11 protein-coding genes are annotated in these 21,183 nt (G+C 44.1%); 9 read left to right on the forward strand and 2 right to left on the reverse strand.

Features of this window, described 5'->3' with window-relative positions:
- The first annotated feature begins 12 nt into the window (after positions 1–12).
- Complete coding sequence (locus BLS59_RS28140) at positions 13–2,196, forward strand: IPT/TIG domain-containing protein (RefSeq protein ID WP_091156262.1); 2,184 nt, start codon at positions 13–15, stop codon at positions 2,194–2,196.
- Between the two features lie 64 nt (positions 2,197–2,260).
- On the opposite strand, the gene BLS59_RS28145 is transcribed toward BLS59_RS28140, so the two are convergent.
- The gene (locus tag BLS59_RS28145; protein ID WP_205411373.1) at positions 2,261–5,230 is read right to left on the reverse strand and encodes a glycosyl hydrolase; all 2,970 of its coding nucleotides are present in this window, start codon (positions 5,228–5,230) and stop codon (positions 2,261–2,263) included.
- Between the two features lie 52 nt (positions 5,231–5,282).
- Positions 5,283–8,513, reverse strand: a complete 3,231-nt coding sequence (locus BLS59_RS28150; protein WP_091156265.1) for a glycosyl hydrolase — start codon at positions 8,511–8,513, stop codon at positions 5,283–5,285.
- Between the two features lie 523 nt (positions 8,514–9,036).
- Between BLS59_RS28150 and BLS59_RS28155 the strand changes: the two genes are divergently transcribed.
- The 8 genes from BLS59_RS28155 to BLS59_RS28190 all read left to right on the forward strand — a co-directional run bounded on the left by BLS59_RS28155 (position 9,037) and on the right by BLS59_RS28190 (position 21,177).
- Entirely contained in the window at positions 9,037–10,056 is a 1,020-nt protein-coding gene (locus BLS59_RS28155; protein ID WP_091156269.1) for a LacI family DNA-binding transcriptional regulator, read from the forward strand.
- Between the two features lie 42 nt (positions 10,057–10,098).
- Positions 10,099–11,115 (forward strand): LacI family DNA-binding transcriptional regulator, encoded by a 1,017-nt coding sequence (locus BLS59_RS28160; RefSeq protein WP_091156272.1) that lies wholly within the window; start codon positions 10,099–10,101, stop codon positions 11,113–11,115.
- Between the two features lie 60 nt (positions 11,116–11,175).
- Complete coding sequence (locus tag BLS59_RS28165; protein WP_091156275.1) at positions 11,176–12,549, forward strand: sugar porter family MFS transporter; 1,374 nt, start codon at positions 11,176–11,178, stop codon at positions 12,547–12,549.
- 26 nt (positions 12,550–12,575) lie between these two features.
- Entirely contained in the window at positions 12,576–13,613 is a 1,038-nt protein-coding gene (locus BLS59_RS28170; protein WP_091156279.1) for a zinc-dependent alcohol dehydrogenase, read from the forward strand.
- A gap of 20 nt (positions 13,614–13,633) precedes the next feature.
- Positions 13,634–14,671 carry a zinc-dependent alcohol dehydrogenase gene (locus BLS59_RS28175; protein ID WP_091156282.1) on the forward strand — a complete coding sequence of 346 codons (1,038 nt, stop codon included), beginning with the start codon at positions 13,634–13,636 and terminating at the stop codon, positions 14,669–14,671.
- 18 nt (positions 14,672–14,689) lie between these two features.
- A complete protein-coding gene (locus tag BLS59_RS28180; RefSeq protein ID WP_091156285.1) occupies positions 14,690–16,216 on the forward strand; it encodes a tagaturonate reductase in 1,527 nt (508 codons plus the stop codon).
- A 149-nt stretch (positions 16,217–16,365) separates the two neighbouring features.
- On the forward strand, positions 16,366–19,443 hold the full coding sequence (locus BLS59_RS28185; RefSeq protein ID WP_091156289.1) for a SusC/RagA family TonB-linked outer membrane protein: 3,078 nt from the start codon (positions 16,366–16,368) through the stop codon (positions 19,441–19,443).
- Positions 19,444–19,461: 18 nt separating this feature from the next.
- On the forward strand, positions 19,462–21,177 hold the full coding sequence (locus tag BLS59_RS28190) for a RagB/SusD family nutrient uptake outer membrane protein (RefSeq protein WP_091156292.1): 1,716 nt from the start codon (positions 19,462–19,464) through the stop codon (positions 21,175–21,177).
- The last annotated feature ends 6 nt before the right edge of the window (positions 21,178–21,183 follow it).

Raw genomic sequence — 21,183 nt, forward strand, 5'->3', positions numbered from 1 at the left:
AAGACACAAAAAATGAAAACACACAATTTTAAAATTTACGGTCTTATCTGCTGCCTGGTTATGCTGATAAGCGCTTGTAAAAAAGATCATAGCAAGGATGTTGGCCTGCAACCTAAAGTTTCGCAATATTATCCCAATAGCGGAAATGACGGTACGCTGGTTACTATCGAAGGATCGGGCTTTAATAATGATGTATCCGCAGCATTTGCCGGTTCCCCGGCAGATGTGGTAAGTACTAGTGCTACAGCTGTAGTTGTAAGAGCCCCCAAAGGCGGTGTATCTGGTGACATAACCTTAAAGACGGGAGATGTAACGATACCTGTTGGTAAGTATACTTATCAGGAATTAAGTGTAAAAAAGATTAGCCCGGCCAATGGTGCCGCTGGCGCTCATATCAGGGTTTCGGGTGCTGGTTTTAGCAGTTTAACAGGCCCCGCATTGGTAACCATTAATGGTAAACAAGCAATAGTAGTGAGTGCAACAGACACGCTGCTGGTAGTTGAGGTACCCGTAGCCGTTGGAACCGGGCCGGTTAAAGTTAGTGTAAACGGACATGAAGCCTCGGGACAAACATTTAAATTCCAGGCTATTGCTGCCATAAAACCGTTAACAGGCGGAAAGGGTACCGTAGTAAGAATTAGCGGAGAGGGTTTTGAAAATACGGTTGCCGGCAATACGGTTGATTTTAATGGTAAACAGGCCCTGGTGAAAGAAGCTGGAGCTGATTACCTGCTTGTGGTTGCGCCGGATGCTGTGCAAACCGGCCCTTTATCGGTAACAATTAATGAGCAAAAAATAGGAGGGCCGGTATTTACTGTAGTTCCGCCACCGGTAATTCAAACGGTAACGCCGCTGAGCGGTCCGTCGGGAACGGTCATGACCATTACAGGAACCACCTTCAGCACGTTGAAAGAGGAAAACAAGGTAACTATAAACGGAGTGTTGATTCCGGTTACGGTAGCTACTGCCTCAAAATTAACACTCACCATTCCCGGAGGTACAGGAAATGGCAAATTGATAGTTACCGTGAATGACCAGGTTGTACAAGGCCCCGATTTTAAAGATCAATCCTTAGGTATTACGTCATTTAGTCCGGTAAACGGATTGGCAGGTAGCCATATAACCATTACAGGTTTGGGCTTTAACACATCGGCAGCCAAAAATGTGGTAACTTTTAATGGTGCACCGGCAGTAGTGGTTAGTGCTACCTCAACAAGTTTAGAGGTTGTGGCCCCTGTAAATTTATCATCCGGCCCTATAAAAGTGACCAGTGATGGTGTAGAAGCACTTGCCCCAACTAATTTTAACCGTGCAGGTGTAATTACCCTTGCCGGCGGACGAGGCAACACTTCACTTAACCTGGTAGCTTACAGGTCTGGAAGTTTAGCTGTTGATAGTAAGGGCAATGTATACGTAACGGAGGTTGAGATGAGCCGCATCAAAAAAATTGCGCCTGATGGTACGGTTACTTTATTTGTTGGTAGCCCAACTGGTGCAAGAGGTAACGCCAATGGTCAGGGTACTGCAGCATTATTTAATTTTGGTGTTAACCCGGGTATGGATATTGATGAGAATGATAATTTATTTATCAGTGATAATTCGACTGTACGTAAGGTTACTCCGCAAGGCATAGTTAGTACTTTTGCCAGCGGCTTGGGTACCGTTAATAAACTTGCATTTGATGAAAAAGGCATTCTATATGTATTGGGTTCATTTAATGGCGGATGGAAGTTTGATAAGGATGGTACAAGAACTGTACTGAGCCTGCTGGGGTTGTCAGATGTGTCACGTCCGGCTATCGTAAATAATTTCATTTACAAATTAAATAACGAAGAAGTGTATGTTGATAGTTATAATATAGCTACTTCTTCAACCTCGTATAGATGGGCCGGGGGTAATTACGGTTATGCTGATGGCATTGGGTCAGCAGCTATGTTTGGTTCAATCAATGGTATTGTGTCTGACGGATCAGGAACTATTTATGTTTCAGATAACACCAACCTGGCTATCCGTAAAATAAATATTGCAACCAGAGAAGTGACAACAGTAGTTCAATTCCAAAATGGAAACAATGTAGATGGTGCATTTAACGAGGCTAAAGCCGGCTCGCTGGGTGATATCACCATGGATAAAAAAGGCAATATCTACTTTATTGATTTGGGAAATAATGCGGTAAGGAAAATATTTTTGAAATAATAATGAAAACAGATTGCTGATATCCGGGCGGTTTTACCGCCCGGATATTCGGTAATTATAGCGGTTACTGTTCATTGGTTGCAGCATACACCTTTACCGGACCCAGCAATCCCGATTCAAGCAATGGCGTATTTACATTCAGCATATCAAAACGGAAAACATCATGTGTTTTTGTTATCCTTTTTTCTTTAGGTAAGCTAAGGTCGTGAACTACACGGTTGGCCCATAAATTAATCACATCAACCTGTAAAACATTACCTGTTTGTTTTGCAGCGCCGGTAATTTCCACACGCCAGGGGGCGCACCATAAAATACCCAATTTCTTCCCGTTTAAGCGTACTTCTGCAACATTCTTAACATTGCCCAGGTCAAGAAATAACCGTTCTGGCTTGATTTTTCCTTTATTTTTCCTGTTTGCAGTTTTATTTAAGTCAAAAGATTTGGTGTAGGTGGCTGTGCCCGAATAATATTTAATGCCTTCCTCTGGTCTTTGCGTCCAACTGATCAGCTCAGAAAACTTAGCATTGGCGGGGCCGCCCCAATTGGGATCAAAAGTGGTGTTCCATGTACCCTCCAATTTTTTTATCTCTGTCAGCTTAGGGAAATTCCGTTCTGCATCTCCCTGGGCATCCGTTTTTATAGGTTTACGAAAAACAATGAAATAAGAACTGAACTCATCTAACTCCAGCGATAATGTAGTACGGGCGTTGGTCTGGCTATAGGCTTTTGCCATAACCATTTTACCTGTTACCGCATCCCATATCTCGGGCTGTTTTCCGGCAACCCGAAAAGTAAAGTCACGCTTTTCGTGTTGATTGGTGCGGTTCGTCACGAAATAAATTTCTGTTTCACCGTTTGTACGGTGGATATAATCGAATTGATCGGATTGTTCAGTTTGCCCGGTAAAAGAGAAGTCTGGGGCAACTCCGTCAGCAAGAAGGATTTCCCTTGGCGTTTTACCCCAAATTACACGGCCCTTTCCTAACCGGCGTTCGGTACGGGTTTTGCCGTCCAGTTCGCCCCATATCTCGGCGGCAATTTTCTTTACCTGTTCATCACATTCCGGGTAATTTTTTAACTCTGCCGACCTTACCGGCGGCGGCCCTACAACGGTTGCTCCCATGTTAATCAGTTCTCTGATCTTTTTGATAACTGGTAACGACATGGCATCAGAAGGAACCGGAGATACCTGCAGCCCTTGATAAGAGCCCACTTCTTCGGCAACCTTTGGAGAAGGGGAGGTGCAATTTTGTAAAACCAACAGTTTATAGCTCATGCCGTCGGGTAAAACTATGCGTCCGTTTTTAACGGTCATCCTTGTTAGTAACACCTCTGGATTACTATAATCGCAATCATAACCTGGCCCGAGCGAAGGGATAAGGTATTTTGGCGGTGCCAGAAGCGGCGGTCTTTCTCCGATGTAAAAACAAACATCACCCACAAATTTCCCTTGTTGCAGCATATATTGGCAGCGGGATAGGTATCCGAAAAATGCAGGCGATTGCTCCCACCAGGTAATGTTTGGTGTAAAATGCTGCCCGGCGCAAAATTCATATCCTGGTTTTCCATCTGATGGTGGCTGACAGGTTGCCTGATGAAGCATAAAGCGATTGATTCCCTCGCAAAATGCATCATTTGCATAAGGTTTCAGATCTGAAGGGCCAAGCGACCAATGTGTGCCGTCTTTTTCCTGTTCAGTGAATGCCTCCGCCTCGGCTTGCTGCTTGCCATAAACATGGGCAGCGGTTGCTGTTTGTTTAAGATTGAGCCGCTCTCTGGGGTTTTTATTATATCCGCCTGGTGCATTGCGGTTGCCGTTTACCCAAAACTCGCCCGAAAGAATGTCAGAATGACCAAAGTTCTTCAACACATCCTGAGGGGGGATATCGTTTGGTCCCCCAGCTTCATTACCTACTTTCAATCCATTTTTGTGACACAACTCTTCAAAACGGGCATAAAAATTCTCTGCAATACAATCCTGTATTGTACGATCAAAATCCTCACGAAAACGTTCTGATACTTCCGTATTTACTACCGCGTATCCCGCCAAAACAGGCATATATGATCTCAAATCATACCCTCTGAACCTGGTGAACTGGTTAGCAAAATCCTGCGTCCAGGTTAATTTTCCGCATTCCCAACTGTCAGACCATAAGTAATCCAAATGACCGCCTGCTTTTTTAGTTTCCTCAATTATTGTTTTGCCCAAATGAGAAAAATAATCATCTACTGCTGCCTTACTCAAATAATCTATCTCATAACCTTCGCCGCCTTTAAAGGTGTCACCTTCTGGGTAGGCATGCCATTTACTCCAGGGATGCCCGGTGAGGGTGTAGCCGGTTCGTAATACCACCCATTTTCCGTTAGGTACTTCCCAATCAAGATGCCCGTTGGCGTCCATCCTGCTTGTTAAGTCAATAATGGTTTTAGGATCAATTTTTTTTGTGCTGTCGGGCGCAGGAAAGGCCTGTACCATTATATCGTGATAATAGTTCTCTACCATTGGAGCTTGCGGTAGGGTTCCGGAAAATTTGGTTGGTCCTGAAATGCGTAATTCGGCAGATACTACCTTCTTCATGGCGTTGTCTTTAGTTACCGATGGTCCCATCAAAGTCCATCCGCCGGCGAGGTTAAAGCCAATTTCTATGTGTAGCTTATTGGCTTTTGTAACAGCATAACGAAAAAGCGCACGCCATTCTGCCCCAAGGAATTCTACGCCGGGCAGGGGCTCTTTCCCTGCATATCCACCAGTACAAATAAGGTTAACACCACTGATCCCTTTGGCTTTAAACTGCTCCAGATCCCGGGTAATTCCTTCTTTGGTAACCCGGTTAAATTCCCAAAACCAATAAACCCTTGGCTTAGCCGAAGCGGGCGGTGACCGAAAAGCTGTTAACAATGTATCCGCAGCTACGGTACTCCTTTTAACGCGACTTTTCTTTTGTTGTGCCTGGCTCGCACCAACAAACATTAATACAATAAGGGCCGATAAAATAACGGAAAGATTGAAACGGCGAAAAGATATGCTATTCATAATGCTAAATTGAGCTATAAGTAGATACATGGGCTTTCTTTAAGAATACTCATTACTCTTCTTTTTGAAGATCAATTTTTACAGGGCCAAGTAAACCGGATACACGTAAAGGCTCGTCTTTACCGGGGCCGGATATTGTCCACGTTTTACGTTTGTCTTCAGGTTGTCCGGCATCGAAAACCAAGCGATTAAACCAGGTACTCGTAACTTCCACACTAACCGTATTTTTACCCGGTTTAATAAAATCCTTTAAATCTATGCGGTATGGCGGTGCCCATAATTTACCAATTTGCTGGCCATTGATAGTCACGGATGCAGCCATATCAACTTTTCCTAAATCGAGGATGTATTCCTGTCCGGGCTCTATTCTGTCGATGTTAAATGTATTGGTATAGGTTGCAGTTCCCGAAAACGCCTTTCCTTCGGCAGAAATGTCAAGGTCTTTCCAAGGTTTTAAGGCTGTTAATTCTACTGCCTCCGGAACTCCCCAACCTGCCGGAAAGGTCAGCTTCCACGAATCTGAGATTGGTATTGTACCTACCACGGTGTTTGCTTTAAACGCTGTTGCTGCGTTTAGGCTTTCTTTTTGCCTGAAAACGATAAAGCATGATCCCCCTTTTGCCAGATCAAGCTTAACGGTTGTACGTTCTCCGTTCTGCCGGCTTTCTGCAGCGCTGGATTTTCCGGTGACTGGGTCCCAAAGTTCTACCTGCCCACTGGCCCTAAAGCTAAGTTCACCCGTAAACCCTTTTCCTTTCGGCGCGGTTACAAAATACCAGTCTGCACCGTTGGTACGGCGGTGCGCCCATAACGCATCGCCTCCTGTAACATCAGGTTTTATCTTTAATGTAGCTAATGCCTGTTCTATCGTTAAACCCGAAACCACGTAACCCTTTCCAACTTTCCTCAAACCTTTACGGGATTCTCCCCAGATACTTTTAACTGCGGCATTAAAACGCTGGGTTGCGACATCACCTCCGGAAAGTGTGGCCAATCCAACCGGCGCTTCGCCAACAATAGTTGCCCCGTTACGCAGTAGTAACAGTATTTTCTCCAGTGTTTGAGGCAGCATATGCGGCACATCTGGTAGCCATAGTACCCGGTATTGGATTCCCTCGGGCGTAACTATCATGCCGTTTTGGGTTTTCAACCGGTTCAGTAATACATCGGGGTTACAATAGTCGTATTTAAACCCTTCCGGGAAAGGGGCATTCTGATTCGGTTTGTGGTTGATCTCATCCCCGAGATACCATAACACATCAGATACTGGTTTCCCTCTCTCGAGCAGATAAGTACAGCGCGATAAATAATCCGTGAACTCAGGCATATATTTCCACCAGGTTTGTCCCCGCAGGAATGGGGTGCCAATTCCTGCACCGAAGGAGCTCCCCGGAGGCAGAAATGGTGTTTGTGGATTGTGTGTATAGGTATGGAATACAAAATGGCTAACACCCTGTATGCTATTAATATTGGCCACTTCTTTAAGCATATCAAAGTGTTCATCCCATGACAGCGACATATTTGTAAAGGACTCTGCTGCAACACGGGGCTTCCCGTACATTCTTGCCGCGGAGGCTGTGGGTTTGATAGGTTTAAAGTTGATGGAACCCACAAATCCATCAGTCATAGGCTGCCAAAACTCGCACATGGGGATATCTGCAAACTTGAAATATTCCATGATATCGGCAGGCACAACATCTCCCGGCCCCGTTTCATAGGCGACTGACAAGCCGTTACCTTTTGCCAGTGATGCCATGCGGCCGTAATAATTATTAACCAAAAGATCATTGAGGGTTTTGCGCCAGTCTGTTAAAAAACGAGCAGTAGTTTCTTGATCTTTAATTACATAACCAAATAATGCTGGTAGCCATTTGCGGAGCTGATAACTGGAAACGCGTTTAAATTCCTGTTCCATGGCCGGTGTCCAGCTTTGGGTATGGCATTCCCAGCTATCTATAAGCATACCATTCAACAATCCTCCGGCAAGCGGTCCGTTTGACCCGGAAAGCCGCCCGATGTAGCCTGCAAAATGTGCCTCAGCGCCCGATTTTGCAAATTTATTTGCTTCCCATCCTGTGCCTTCGGCAGGGGCAGGGCCATTTTGCTTTCCCGAATTAACATGCCCCAGGCGCAGGATAGTCCAATTGCCTTTGGGAGCCAGCCAGTTCAGTTTTCCATCGGTGGCCATTTTATCTGAAATGTCCAGGATTTGACCGGGCTTGATAAATGCCTCCGGCGACTGTTTAGGGTTTTGGCCGACACGTTCAATGCTCCGCAATGTCCAGGCTGCCTCTGATTCCCAACTGTTTTTTCGGGCGGCAGAAAACAAGCGGAGCGATGTGAGCGCCATGTCGTATTTATTGGAAATAGAAATGCGATATTTTTTTACACCTGCAAGTTCAGAACACGCGAAAGTAATCGTCCTGTCGTCCTGCCAGTTTGCCTGCGGCATTTCGGCACGAAGGATATCCTTTGTTTTTCCGTTAGCCAAAACTCCCTGTATAGTTATGGTTACCCCGGGTTCGTAAGATTGACCATGATTAAAGGCCCGAACGCTTGAAAATTCCACACTGCGAAGTGTAACAGCGTTCGGAAAGGAAACCTCTACCCAATTGGGTTTATCGGGAGTAGCGGGGGACAAGTGGATAGCTTCTTTAGCAGTTCCTGCAAAATAAGGGTCCCATTTAAAACTGGTATTAGTATTGATGAGCTGTGGTATAAGCGGCTTGCCCGTGTCACCGGCGGGAGTGGGGAAGGCAAGTACGGTAATATCCTTATAATCCCGCCATTGTTCACTGCTCGGTTCAGGCAGAGGTAATGCCTGGTTAATGAGTTTACCGCCAACCACATCTGTCCGGTTCCATATCAAGTTACGCATTGCATTAGCCGGGGTGATCCAGGGGCCGCCCGAAGTTGCCCATCCCGGGCAGTTGTTCATAGAAAACCTTAAACCCAAACGGCGGCATTCCAATGCTGTGTGCCTTACGGCATCGTCCCAATTGGCGCTAAGACTCGTTATTTGTGGTTCTACGCCGGGCCATGGGCCGCCAAACTGGCCGTGAAATAGCTGAATTCCCGAAATGCCGGCTTTGGCTATCGCTTCCAGATCCCGGGTAATTCCTTCTTTTGAAACATTGCCGCCAATGTAGTGGAACCAGGTTTCGGGATGATAAACCTTTGAGGGATTTTGAAACGAAGCCTCATCATATTTGCCAAAGGGACGATCAAGCTCCTGCTGAGAGGGTAAGAAAGGCACTTTGGGTAATTGAGCGTTTGTAGACATCGGACAAACTACTGATAGCAGAATTCCTATAAAAAAAGATTTAGATAGATAGTTATATTTCACGTTACAGGCTTGTCGATAATTGGTTTTGTTGGTTTAAATCAAAATCAAGTTACTTAACATTTATCTTATAACCATCCTGCACCGTCGGTAATCCGGTATCCAACCTGAAAGATTCATATATTTTTATCGAAAAAATTTGCTTTAACCGATTAAAGTCGTATAATTGTTTGCCATTTATAAAGTAACAAACCACTTTAAATTATTTAGTGAAAGACCAATGCAGTTTAATCAGCTATAATTAGTTGTTTAATTTGGATTATGATAGCGTTTCGCTAAAGTAGTTTAAACGATTAAGTTAGTATTAAAATTAAGTTTACAATAAGTGCTCAATGTACAGCCCTGCTTGCTGGAATGCGAGTTCTTAAACTATAATGAGTTAATAATATCTGTTTTTTTTATAAAAAATTTAAACGTTTAAATTAAAATCTATTTTAACAAAACGTAACGTTTTTCCAATAAGATGAAGAAATTAAGCCTGAAAGATGTAGCCCAACACGTTGGTGTGTCAACTGCCCTTGTTTCGTATGTGCTTAACGGGCAGGCCGTTGAAAAGCAGGTTAACAAAGATACTGCGGAGCGGATCATGGCTGCAATTGAGGAGCTTAATTACACTCCTAACCAGATTGCCAAAAGCCTCAAGATGCGCACTACAAATACCATAGGGCTTGTTGTTGCAGATATTAATTATAGGTTTAGCACGGGAATAACCAGGGCGATTGAATCGGAATCAAAAAAAAGAAATTATACGGTGATTTACGGAAGCTCTAACGAAGATGAAAATAAATTTTCAGAGCTTATCGACGTTTTTGTAAACCGCAGGGTAGATGGATTGATTTTAATCCCTTCGGAAAATTCCCAGGATCAGATCAGGGCGCTGCAGAAATCTGAAATACCCTTTGTTTTGATCGACCGGATTTTTCCGAACATCAAGACTAATTATATTTCACTGGATAATTTTAAGGCAAGTTACAAAGCCACGGAATACCTCATTAAGCTTGGTCATAAAAGAATAGCATTTATCAATTATAAAACAACCATGTTTCACCTGCAGGAAAGAACGCGTGGTTTCAGGGAAGCATTGAGTGATCACAAACTGACCATTGCTGAAACTTTGTTGCCTGAAATTTTGAGTGCGAATTTGGCTAAGGATATTCAGCAGGCAATAGATAACGTGCTGCATTTGCAAGAGCCCTGTGACGCCATTTTCTTTGCAACAGACACGCTTACGATACATGGCCTGAAATATTTGAACAAATTAAAAATTAAGGTACCCGGCGATATTTCCGTATTGAGTTTCGACGGTTCTGATGCATTTGAATTGTTTTACTGCCCTATTACCCATTCAAAACAGCCGTTAGAAGAGATGGGTAAATTGGCCGTGAACACGCTGTTAGATCTGGTGAATCATAGTAAAATCAATATGCAGATCAGTTTAGATGCCGATATTGTTATCGGGAATTCGTGCGGAGAAAGCGTTTAAATGACAATGAAACTGAAATAAAACAAACTGAATATTAAACCAATGAATAAAGTTAACCTGAAAGATATAGCAAAACATCTTGGAATATCCATTGCAACGGTATCTTATGTGCTTAACGGGCAGGAGAAGGAACGTCGCGTTAGTTCTGCTACTGCCGAAAAGGTAAGGGAAGCAATTCATCAATTTGAATACACAGCAAACCAGATCGCTAAAAGCCTCAAAACAAAAAAAACAAATACCATCGGTATTATAGTTGCCGATATAAATTACCGCTTTACTACGCATGTGGTGCGCGCCATCGAAAAAGAATGCCAGTTGTATGGTTACACGGTCATCTTCGGCAGTTCTTATGAGAATCCCGAAACCTTTTTAACTATACTAAATGTGCTGATCAACAAGCAGGTGGATGGTTTGATCGTTATCCCCGTTGATAATGACCGGGGTTATATTGAGCAGTTAAAAAGTCGTGAAATACCTTTCGTGATAGTTGATCGTGTTCCTGAAGGATCAGATCTGAGTATCGTATCAATAGATAACAAAGATCTCGCTTATCAATGTACACAACATCTCGTTAAAACCGGGCATCAGCGGGTAGCTTTCATGAGTTACCAAACCGGACTTAGTCATTTACTCGACCGGAAAGCAGGTTATGTAACGGCATTGCAAGATGCGGATATTGAAATAGACCAGAACCTGATCATAGAGATTGATGAGAAAAACTTTGTTAGAGGAGTTCAATCCGGGATAGATGCACTCTTAGAAAGAGGTAAAAGCTGCGATGGTATTTTCTTTACCACAGATACAATTGCAGTTGAAGCAATCAAATACCTGAATCAAAAGGGAATCCGGGTTCCGGATCAGGTTGGGATCGTCAGTTTTGATGAATCAGATGCCTTCCCGCTTTTTCATGTACCTGTTACACATGGCAGGCAGCCGCTGCGGCAAATAGGGGAGGTTGCTGTAAAAATGCTACTGGAACTGATAGATGAAAATACACCAAAAGGGAACACGATTTTGAAATCGACATTCATAGTAGGAAAATCCTGTGGTGAAAAATAATTTTTTTAATAATTGCTTAAACGTTTAAACAACATAAATCGAAACCAACAACTATATTATATGCCAATTAAAACCAAAGTTTTACTTATTGCCGTGATCGCCGCTACTGGTGGCCTGCTTTTCGGCTTCGACACAGGTGTTATATCCGGTGCGCTCCCATTTCTTAAAGATTACTGGAAACTATCAGACAGTGCCCTGGAATGGCTGACTACGGCTGTATTGATAGGCGCGGTTCTTGGAGCGGTTACCAGCGGAAAGCTGTCCGATTATCTGGGCAGAAAGAAAATGATCATTATTAACGCAGTTATATTTGCCGTAGGGGCAGTGGGTTGCGGCCTTGCTCATACTTTCGCGGTGCTAATGGCTATGAGGATTATTGTTGGCGTAGCCATCGGTATTACCTCCTACGTTGTACCCATGTACATTGCCGAAATTTCACCAGCTTCAAAAAGGGGAACGCTGGTGACCCTGAACCAGCTAATGATCACAATCGGTTTACTGGCATCCTATGTTGCCGATTACGGATTTTCTGATAACACTAACCCCGAATCATGGCGTTGGATGTTCCTGGTCGGCGTATTTCCTGCATTGATCCTACTCATCGGCATGTTCTTTTTGCCGGAAACATCGAGGTGGCTGATATCCAGAAACCGGCTTGCGGAAGGTAAAAAGATACTGGAAGGAATTGAAGATCCCGAACTGGTGGAATTTACCTATCAGGAACTGATAAAAGACAACGAAGCAGCTGCAAATCAGGGTTCAGATCTGAAGGAACTCTTTAAACCCTGGTTACGGCCAGCCTTGATCATTACTGTAGGTATATTCTTTTTCCAGCAGTTCTCGGGTGTCAACACCATTATTTATTATTCGCCCATTATTTTTAAAATGGCTGGCATTACCGGTAATTCAGCCTCCATTATACCCGCTATTATTATTGGAGTGGTTAATGTACTGGCCTGCGTAGTATCGGTCATATTCCTGGACAGGGTTGGCCGGAGAAAACTCTACATGATCGGGATCATTGGGATGATACCTTCACTTGCCATTGCCGGTATCTGCTTTCTTTTCAAGGAAGAGCTGGGCAGCAGCCTCATCTACCTTTCGGTATTAAGCATTGTAAGTTTTATCCTGTTCATTAATATCAGTCTTTCACCACTTGGCTGGCTGCTGATCAGTGAAGTTTTCCCGGTAAAGGTACGTGGATTAGGAATGAGCATCGGATCATTATCACACTGGGGTTTCAATGCCATTATTGCCTTTACATTTCTTACACTGGCTAACGGGATTGGTGTTGGCGGAACATTCCTGCTGTATGCCGGGGTATGTGTGGTTGGTTTAATATGGGGATACTATTACATACCCGAAACAAAAGGAAAAACGCTGGAGGAGATAGAGAACCACTGGAAAGCCGGTAAAAGTCCGCGAAGTCTTTAAATAACCATATAAAACAATTAAAAATTATGAAACAAGCTGTATTAGAAACGCCGGGTAAAATATCGTTCCGGGACATTCCGATGCCCGGTGAACTGAAGCCGGCAGAAATTTTGCTGCGGATCAAAAAGATAGGTGTGTGTGGCTCAGACATCCACGTTTTCCACGGTAAACATCCTTTTGTTACAAAATATCCAGTTATACAGGGCCACGAATATAGCGGGGAAGTTGTTGCCGTGGGTGATGCTGTTACTGTAGTTAAGCCGGGCATGAAGGCCACCGCAAGGCCTCAGGTAGTTTGCGGTCAATGTCCGCCTTGTTTGCGGGGGCAATACAATGTTTGCCAAAACCTCACCGTACAGGGTTTTGTGGCCAACGGTTCTGCCCAGGAATACTTTGTGGTTACGGAAGATAGGATAGTTGCCGTGCCAGACAATGTGACCTATGAACAGGCTGCATTGATTGAACCGGCGGCGGTGGGTGCCCATTCCACCATCCGGGCAGGCGACCTGAGCGGTAAAAACGTGGTTGTTGCAGGTGCCGGCACCATCGGCAACCTGATTGCTCAGTTTGCGATAATCAGGGGTGCAAAAAAAGTATTGCTCACCACGGCCAAAAGCGATTTTAGATTGGACATCGCACAGCAATGCGGGATAAAGGAAATAGCCAACCTATCTAAAGAAAGTTTTCCCGACGCTGTAAAACGCGTGTTTGGCGATGAAGGTTTTCAGGTTGGCATCGAGGCGGCAGGTGCCCAGGGTGCAGTAACCGATTTGATAGCCGGTGTGGAAAACGGTGGTACCGTGATCATTGTGGGAGTATTTGAAGAAAATCCGGTAGTAAATATGGGTTTCCTGGGCGAGCATGAACTGAATGTTTTAGGCAGTATGATGTACAAACAGGACGATTATGAAGAAGCCGTAAAGTTTATCGCAGAAGAAAAACTGATAACCGCCCCGCTAATCACCAGCAGATTCCCTTTCAGCCAATACCTGGAAGCTTATCATTTTATTGAAGCCCAGGGTGATAAATCGCTGAAAGTAATGATTGATGTAGCCGGTAATTAACAAAGAATAAATAAAAAGATATGAAACAGGCCGTTTTAAAGGAACCCTACTTGGTCGAGATTATTGATGTACCCGGTCCGAGGGAGCTAAAAGCAAATGAAATATTGCTGAAGGTACATCGCGTGGGCGTATGCGGATCGGATATCCATATGTATTACGGGAAACACCCTTTTGCAAACACTTATCCTATGGTTCAGGGGCATGAATATGGGGGAGAGGTGGTCGCCGTGGGCAGCGATGTTACCAAATTTAAACCAGGCATGAAAGCGACTGCGAGGCCTCATTTGGTTTGCGGGCACTGCCCTGCCTGCCTGCGCGGACAATATAATGTTTGCCAAAACCTGAAGGTTGAAGGTTGTGCGGGGCCAGAGGGAGCCGCACAGGAATACTTTATTATACCCAAAGACCGGGCCGTAGTGATCCCTGAACAAATGAGCTATGACCAGGCAGCCATGATAGAGCCTATAGCGGTAGGTGCACATTCAACCAAGAGGGCAGGAGACTTGACAGGCAAAAACGTAGTAGTAACCGGCGCCGGGACTATAGGTAATCTGGTAGCACAGTTTGCTGTTGCAAGAGGGGCTAAAAAAGTATTGATCACCGATCTGGTTGATCTGAAGCTGGATATTGCCCGTGAGTGCGGGGTAAATGAAACCGCCAACCTCAAAAAAGAATCATTTGATGATGCAGTAAAACGTGTTTTCGGCGATGAGGGGTTCCAGGTTGCATTTGAAGCTGCAGGGGTACAATCGGCATTGACGGCGCTGATCGGTGGGGTAGAAAATGGAGGTACTGTGGTGATCATCGGCGTGTATGTACAAAATCCGGTGGTTAATATGGGCTTCCTGGGCGAACATGAATTGAATGTTCTCGGGAGCATGATGTATCGTCATGAAGATTACCTGGAGGCGGTTGATTGGGTAGCCCAGGGAAAAATTAAAACATCACCACTAATCACGCAATATTATCCTATTTCCGAATACTTCGATGCGTACAAATTTATTGAGGCCAATGCGGATGAGGCCGTGAAAGTAATGATCAAGGTTACAAATGCTTAAACGTTTAAATAATTAATTATGCAATTATCCAGGAACATTTTGCCAAATATTCCATATCAGCAGGGGCTGGTTTTACCCAGTCCTTTAGTGTTCACGTATCCAGAAAAAGTACTGCAGTTCGGTACCGGTGTTTTTATTCGGGGGCTGATAGATTACTACATTAATAATTCCAATAACCAGGGGGGCTTTAAAGGCCGGGTAGTGATGGTTAAATCTACAGCTGCTGGTAATGCCGAAACTTTTAATCAACAGGATAACCTGTATACGCTGGTTATGAAAAGTGTTACGGAAGGCGAAGAACTGGAAAAGAAGGTCATCTGCGCAGCCATAAGCCGGACCATCGATGCTTCGTATGATTGGGAAAGCGTATTGGCCTGTGCCGCTAACGCAGACATGCAGATTATTATTTCCAATACTACAGAGGCAGGGATCACGCTTATCGACAACGATCCGGTAACCGCCTTTCCTCCGGTATCCTTTCCTGCAAAGCTGTTAAGCTTCCTGTTGGCTCGTTTCGAAGCATTTGGAGGATCAGCAGAAAGCGGGATGGTTATTATTCCCACAGAATTGATCCCCGGTAACGCGACCAAGCTGAAGCAGATGCTTAACGTATTGGCGGTACAAAACCAATTAGAGCAGCAATTTATAGATTGGCTTAATACGCATAATGACTTTTGCAATTCACTGGTTGATAGGATTGTACCTGGTAAGTTGCCCTTACACGAAGAATCAGCTATTCAACAGGAATTAGGTTATACCGATAACCTCATGATCATGAGTGAAACGTTTGATCTTTGGGCTATAGAAACCGCCAGCCCTCGCACAAAGGAGTTGTTGGCGTTTCATAATGAAAATCCGGGAATCCACATTGTTCCGGATATCAGCAAATTCAGGGAGTTAAAAATGAGGCTGCTGAACGGCTCGCATAACTTATCCTGTGCTATTGGTTTTTTAGCTGGCTTTAAAACCGTAAAGGAGGCCATGGCCGATGAGCAATTTGACATTTTTATGCAAAGGCTGATTAATGAGGAAATAGCTGCTGCTATAGTTTCTGATACCATTTCGTTAGCCGATGCCCGGGAATTTGGCAAGCAGGTGTTAGACAGATACCGCAATCCCTATATCGCCTTCAACTGGCTGGATATCTGTGTCCAGGATACCGCTAAGATCAAAATACGGGCTGTGCCTGTCGTTCATCAGCATTACGAAAAATACAACTCCGTACCCGATGGCATTTGCCTGGGTTTTGCGGCGTACATTCTATTTATGCGCGGCACTGCAGATGCTGACGGTAATTTCTACGGCTCATTAAGGGGCGAAGAATACCTCATCAACGATGATTATGCGGCCAGGCTATCTGAAAAATGGGCTACTAAACAAGGGCTTGACCTTGTACGGTCGGTGCTAAGCGACGAGGAATTGTGGGATGCTGATCTTGCCGCTTTCAGGGGTTTTGCTTCACGGGTTGCGTTTTTTATGGACAACCTGCTTAACTACGGTGCCATGTACTGCATTAAAAGTTTAACTCCATTTTCCTATGAATGATAATTTAAACGTTTAAACCGATGAAAATACTATTCAAAACCTTTTTTGCAGAGCATATCAGTTTTTGCAAAGGACATAATGACCGGCCGCCTTAAACGTTACCGGCTCTATTCCAACTAATCATAAACCACTATAAATTTTTACAAATTATGAAATCATTATTTACTATAGTTTTATTGTTTTTCTGCCTGTGCGGGTATGCCCAGCAGAAAACAGTGACCGGGACGGTCACTGATAAACAAATGAATCAGCCTTTGCCTGGCGTAACAGTTAAATCGGGTGGGCAAACAACTACTACGGATGTAAAAGGAAAGTTCAGCATTGCCGCAAAGATTGGAGAAAATTTAACTTTTACTTTTATAGGTATGGAGGCGGTAACTTATACCGTTACAGCCGATGCAGCTCCCCTTAGCATTGGTATGGAATACCAGCCAGGCAACCTGAACGAGGTTGTTGTTACCGGTTACCAAACGCAGAAAAAGGCCGATTTAACAGGCGCTGTTTCGGTAGTCAAGGTAGCTGATATCAAAGATGTGCGGGTAGGAAGTGCGACTAAGGCATTGCAGGGACGTATCCCCGGTGTAAACATTACTTCCGATGGTTCACCCGGTGGTGGTACTACGGTAAGGATAAGGGGTATAGGCACACTGGGCAATAACGATCCGCTTTATGTTATCGACGGTATTCCTACAAAAAGAGGGTTGGAAGAGATCAACCAGGATGATATAGAAAGCATCCAGGTTTTGAAAGATGCCGCTTCAGCCAGTATTTACGGATCAAGGGCCGCAAATGGTGTAATTATCGTAACCACCAAAAAAGGCAAAAAAGGAGTGAACAAGATTGATATTAATGCTTCAACCTCCATACAGGAATATGCCCATCGCCAAAGAATGCTGAATACTGATGAACATGGCCGAGCTTATTTCCAGGCTGCGGTTAATGACAAAGCAGATCCGAATAACAACCAGATTTACCAGTTTGACTGGAACAAGGATTTTGACAATCCGGTATTGAATAAAGTAGTATTGCCGCAATTTGTTGATGCCGCAAAAACCATGAAGCCGGCTAATACGGATTGGTACAAAGAAATAGGACAGGCCTCTGTAATTCAAAATTATAACTTAGCCTTTACCAACGGCAGCGAAAAAGGAAACACCTATTTTTCTACAAGCCTTTATGATAGTAAAGGGATTGTGAAGCAGTCGGAAGCCAAGAAAATAACTTTAAGGCTTAATACTGACTTTAACTTTTTTAACGGCCGTTTAAAAGTAGGCGAAAATTTGAACGGAACTTACGCCAAAAATGTGCTGATCCCTATAGGCGACGTGTTGTTTACCGCGCTTGTACAAAATCCTATTGTTCCGGTTTATACTGTCAGTGGCGGCTGGGGAGGCCCCGCGGCAGGGATGACCGACAGGCAAAATCCGGTTCGTCTTATCAATGATAACAAACAGAACCACAATTATTTTGGCCGTTTAACCGCCAATGTGTTCGCCGACCTGACTATCATTCCCAATTTACATTTCAACACCAGCTATGGCGTTGATTATGACGGAACTTATTCCCGCACTTTACAGAAATCGTATTCTTCGGGCTTTTTAACAGATCCTTCAAACCTGGTACAAAATTCACAAAACTATGAGGGCAATTTATTATGGCAAAATAAAATCAATTATACCTTGTCAACTTCAAAACATCACCTGGATTTTGTGATCGGTCAGGAATCTATCAAATACAATAACCAAGGATTTTTCGGCAGCAGGAAAGGCTATGCGCTTGAAAATATTGATTATGCCTATCTTGATGTAGGTACCACCAACATCAACAATGGTGGCAGCGGTGGTGCTTACTCCTTGCTGTCCTATTATTCACAAGCCAATTATACGTTTGATAATAAATACTTGTTATCCGGTACCATCCGCAGAGATGGTTCATCCAGATTTGGATCGAATAATCGTTACGGAACGTTTCCTTCAATTTCAGGAGGCTGGAGATTAAGTCAGGAAGAATTTATCAAGCAGCTCTCTTTTATTTCTGATCTGAAACTGAGGTACTCTTACGGGCAAACAGGAAATCAGGAAACAGGTAATTATGCTACCTATGGTTTATACTCGGCAATTTACGGAACTGATCATGTTTTTGACAGGGACGGTGGTACGGCCTATGACATTTCGGGCACAAACACAGGAACCTTGCAATCGGGATTTGTGAAGATTCAGCAGGCCAATCCCGATCTGAAATGGGAGTCGACCAAGGAATCTAATTTTGGTATAGATTTCGGACTGTTTGACCAAAAGATTAGCGGTTCTGTTGAGTATTTTATAAAAAACACCAGTAATATTCTAATAACTCCAGGTTACCTGGCGGTAGTTGGCGAAGGTGGTTATAAAACATTTAACGGGGCATCTATGCAAAATAAAGGTATAGAGGCGGTGCTGAATTATGATGGCCGGATCAATACCGATATGAGCTTTTCGGTGAGTGCCAACATCGCCACGTTCAGGAATAAAGTGACAGCTTTGCCGAGCGAAGTGGTTACCGCGTATGCCGGAAACGGAACAGATCAAGTGATCATAGGCCATTCCATCAACTCCATATTTGGCTATGTTGCAGATGGCTTGTTCACAACCCAGGATCAGGTTACCAACTCTCCATCACAGCCGGGTAAAGGGCTGGGCCGCATCAGGTATAAGGACCTTACCAACGATAATGTGATTAACGATAAGGACCGGACCTACATCTCCAACGGTAACCCCGATTTTACGTATGGCCTTAACCTGACGTTTAAATGGAAAGACCTCGATATAAGTGCATTTTTCCAGGGAGTACAGGGATTACAGGTATACAACAGCTATAAAACCTTTACAGATTTTACCTCTCTATGGCCGGGATCAAACTGGGGCCCAAGAGCACTGCAAGCCTGGACACCGGCTAACCCTACATCTACCATACCTGCTTTAACGCTGGCTAACAATAATGATGAGGGCCGAACATCTACTTACTTTTTGGAAAACGGATCCTATATGAAGTTGAGGAATCTGCAGATCGGCTATAACCTTAAGTCGGTTTTAAAATCTATAAAAGTTCAAAATGCAAGAGTTTTTGTCCAGGGTATTAACCTGTTTACAGTTAAAAGTAAAGGGTATACCGCCACAGATCCGGAGAACCCGGGCAATGGTTACCCACTGCCGGTTATCGGTACTCTTGGGGTTGATTTAACATTTTAATTATCAGTTGCATACGAAATGAAAAAGGTCATATTATTAGGCATGGGTATCATCATGATGAGCCTGTCCTGCAAAAAAGCACTGGACCAGCAGCCACAGGGCGTGGTGTCAAGTGATGATTTAAATACACCCGTTAATATCGAGAAAATGGTGATTGCTGCCTACTCCTCTTTAGGAGATGAGAGCATTGTGACGCCTAACAGTTTATGGTCATGGGGCAGCCTGCGCAGCGGCGATGCGCTGAAGGGGGGCGATGGTTTAGGAGATAACAGCGGCTGGAATGATTATGAGCAGTTTGTAACCAACAGGCCAAATAACACCTACTCCGACCAAATGTGGGCACAACTTTACAATGGCATAGCAAGAGCTAACGACGCCTTGGTGAGGGTAAACGCAATCGACGTCGCCGTGTTCCCAAATAAGGTGTCCAGGCAAGCGGAGTTAAGGTTCCTGAGGGGCAATTTTTATTTTATGCTCAAGGTACTTTACAACAAAGTGCCTTACATCATAGAAACAGATCCCAAGGACACTTACATTAAAATATCCAATGATATTTTAACCAGCGATGCCTTGTGGGGCAAAATTGCCGACGATTTCAAATTCGCGCTGGCAAACCTTCCAGAATCACAAGCTGATATTGGCAGGCCAAACAAGTATACAGCGGCCGCTTACCTGGCGAAAGTACTATTATACCAGGCCTACAAACAAGATGATAACCACAATGTAACTTCTATAGACCAAGCGTTGCTGCAGTCGGTCATCACCAATTGCGACCTGGTTATCAATTCGGGCAAATACGCCCTGAGTGATGATTTTGCCAAAAACTTTTTAACCCAGTATGAAAACGGACCGGAGTCTGTTTTTGCCATCCAGTATTCTCAAAATGACGGTACCAAGTATGGCCGGATTGATATGGGACATTCCTTGTCCTATACGCTGAATGCAGATTTTGGCTGCTGCGGCTTTCATGTACCCAGCCAGGATATGGTAAATTCATTTAAAACCGATAACAATGGTTTGCCGATGTTTACCGGTTATAATGATGCAGACGCTGTGCAGGGTACAGATTTTATGAACTTTAACTTCGATCCAAGGCTGGAGCATTCGGTAGCAATACCCGGCCATCCGTTTAAATATGATGCAAAGTATATTTTTGACAGGTCATGGACCCGGGCCCCGGCAACTTACGGGGCTTTTGCCAGCCTGAAAGATATGGTACCAGTGGGCGATCCGTCATTTCAGCGGATCCCGCCTTTTATGTCGAGTTCTAAGAATTGGGAAATAATCAGGTATGCCGATGTACTGTTATGGAAGGCCGAGGCATTGATAGAATTAAGCCGCGAAACAGAAGCCCTGCCATTGATTAACCAGGTACGTCAGCGGGCCGCAAACAGTGTTGCGCTGCTGAAGAAACCCGATGGCACCTATCCATCCAAATATAAAATGACCACCTATCAGCCAGGGGTAAACGCTACCTGGACCAATAGTTTTGCAAGGCAGGCCCTGCGAACTGAGCGGAGAATGGAATTTGCTATGGAAGGCTATCGCTTTTTCGACCTGGTAAGGTGGGGCATAGCGGATACCTTTATCAATAGTTACCTTGTGGTTGAATCTACCAAGCATCCTTATCTTAAAACTGCCCATTTTACAAAAGGGCGCGATGAATATTTACCTATTCCTACTAACCAGATAAGTTTTAGTAAGGGATTATACAAACAAAATCCAGGATTTTAATAAATT

This window comes from Mucilaginibacter pineti (assembly GCF_900101875.1).
GTDB classification, from domain to species: domain Bacteria; phylum Bacteroidota; class Bacteroidia; order Sphingobacteriales; family Sphingobacteriaceae; genus Mucilaginibacter; species Mucilaginibacter pineti.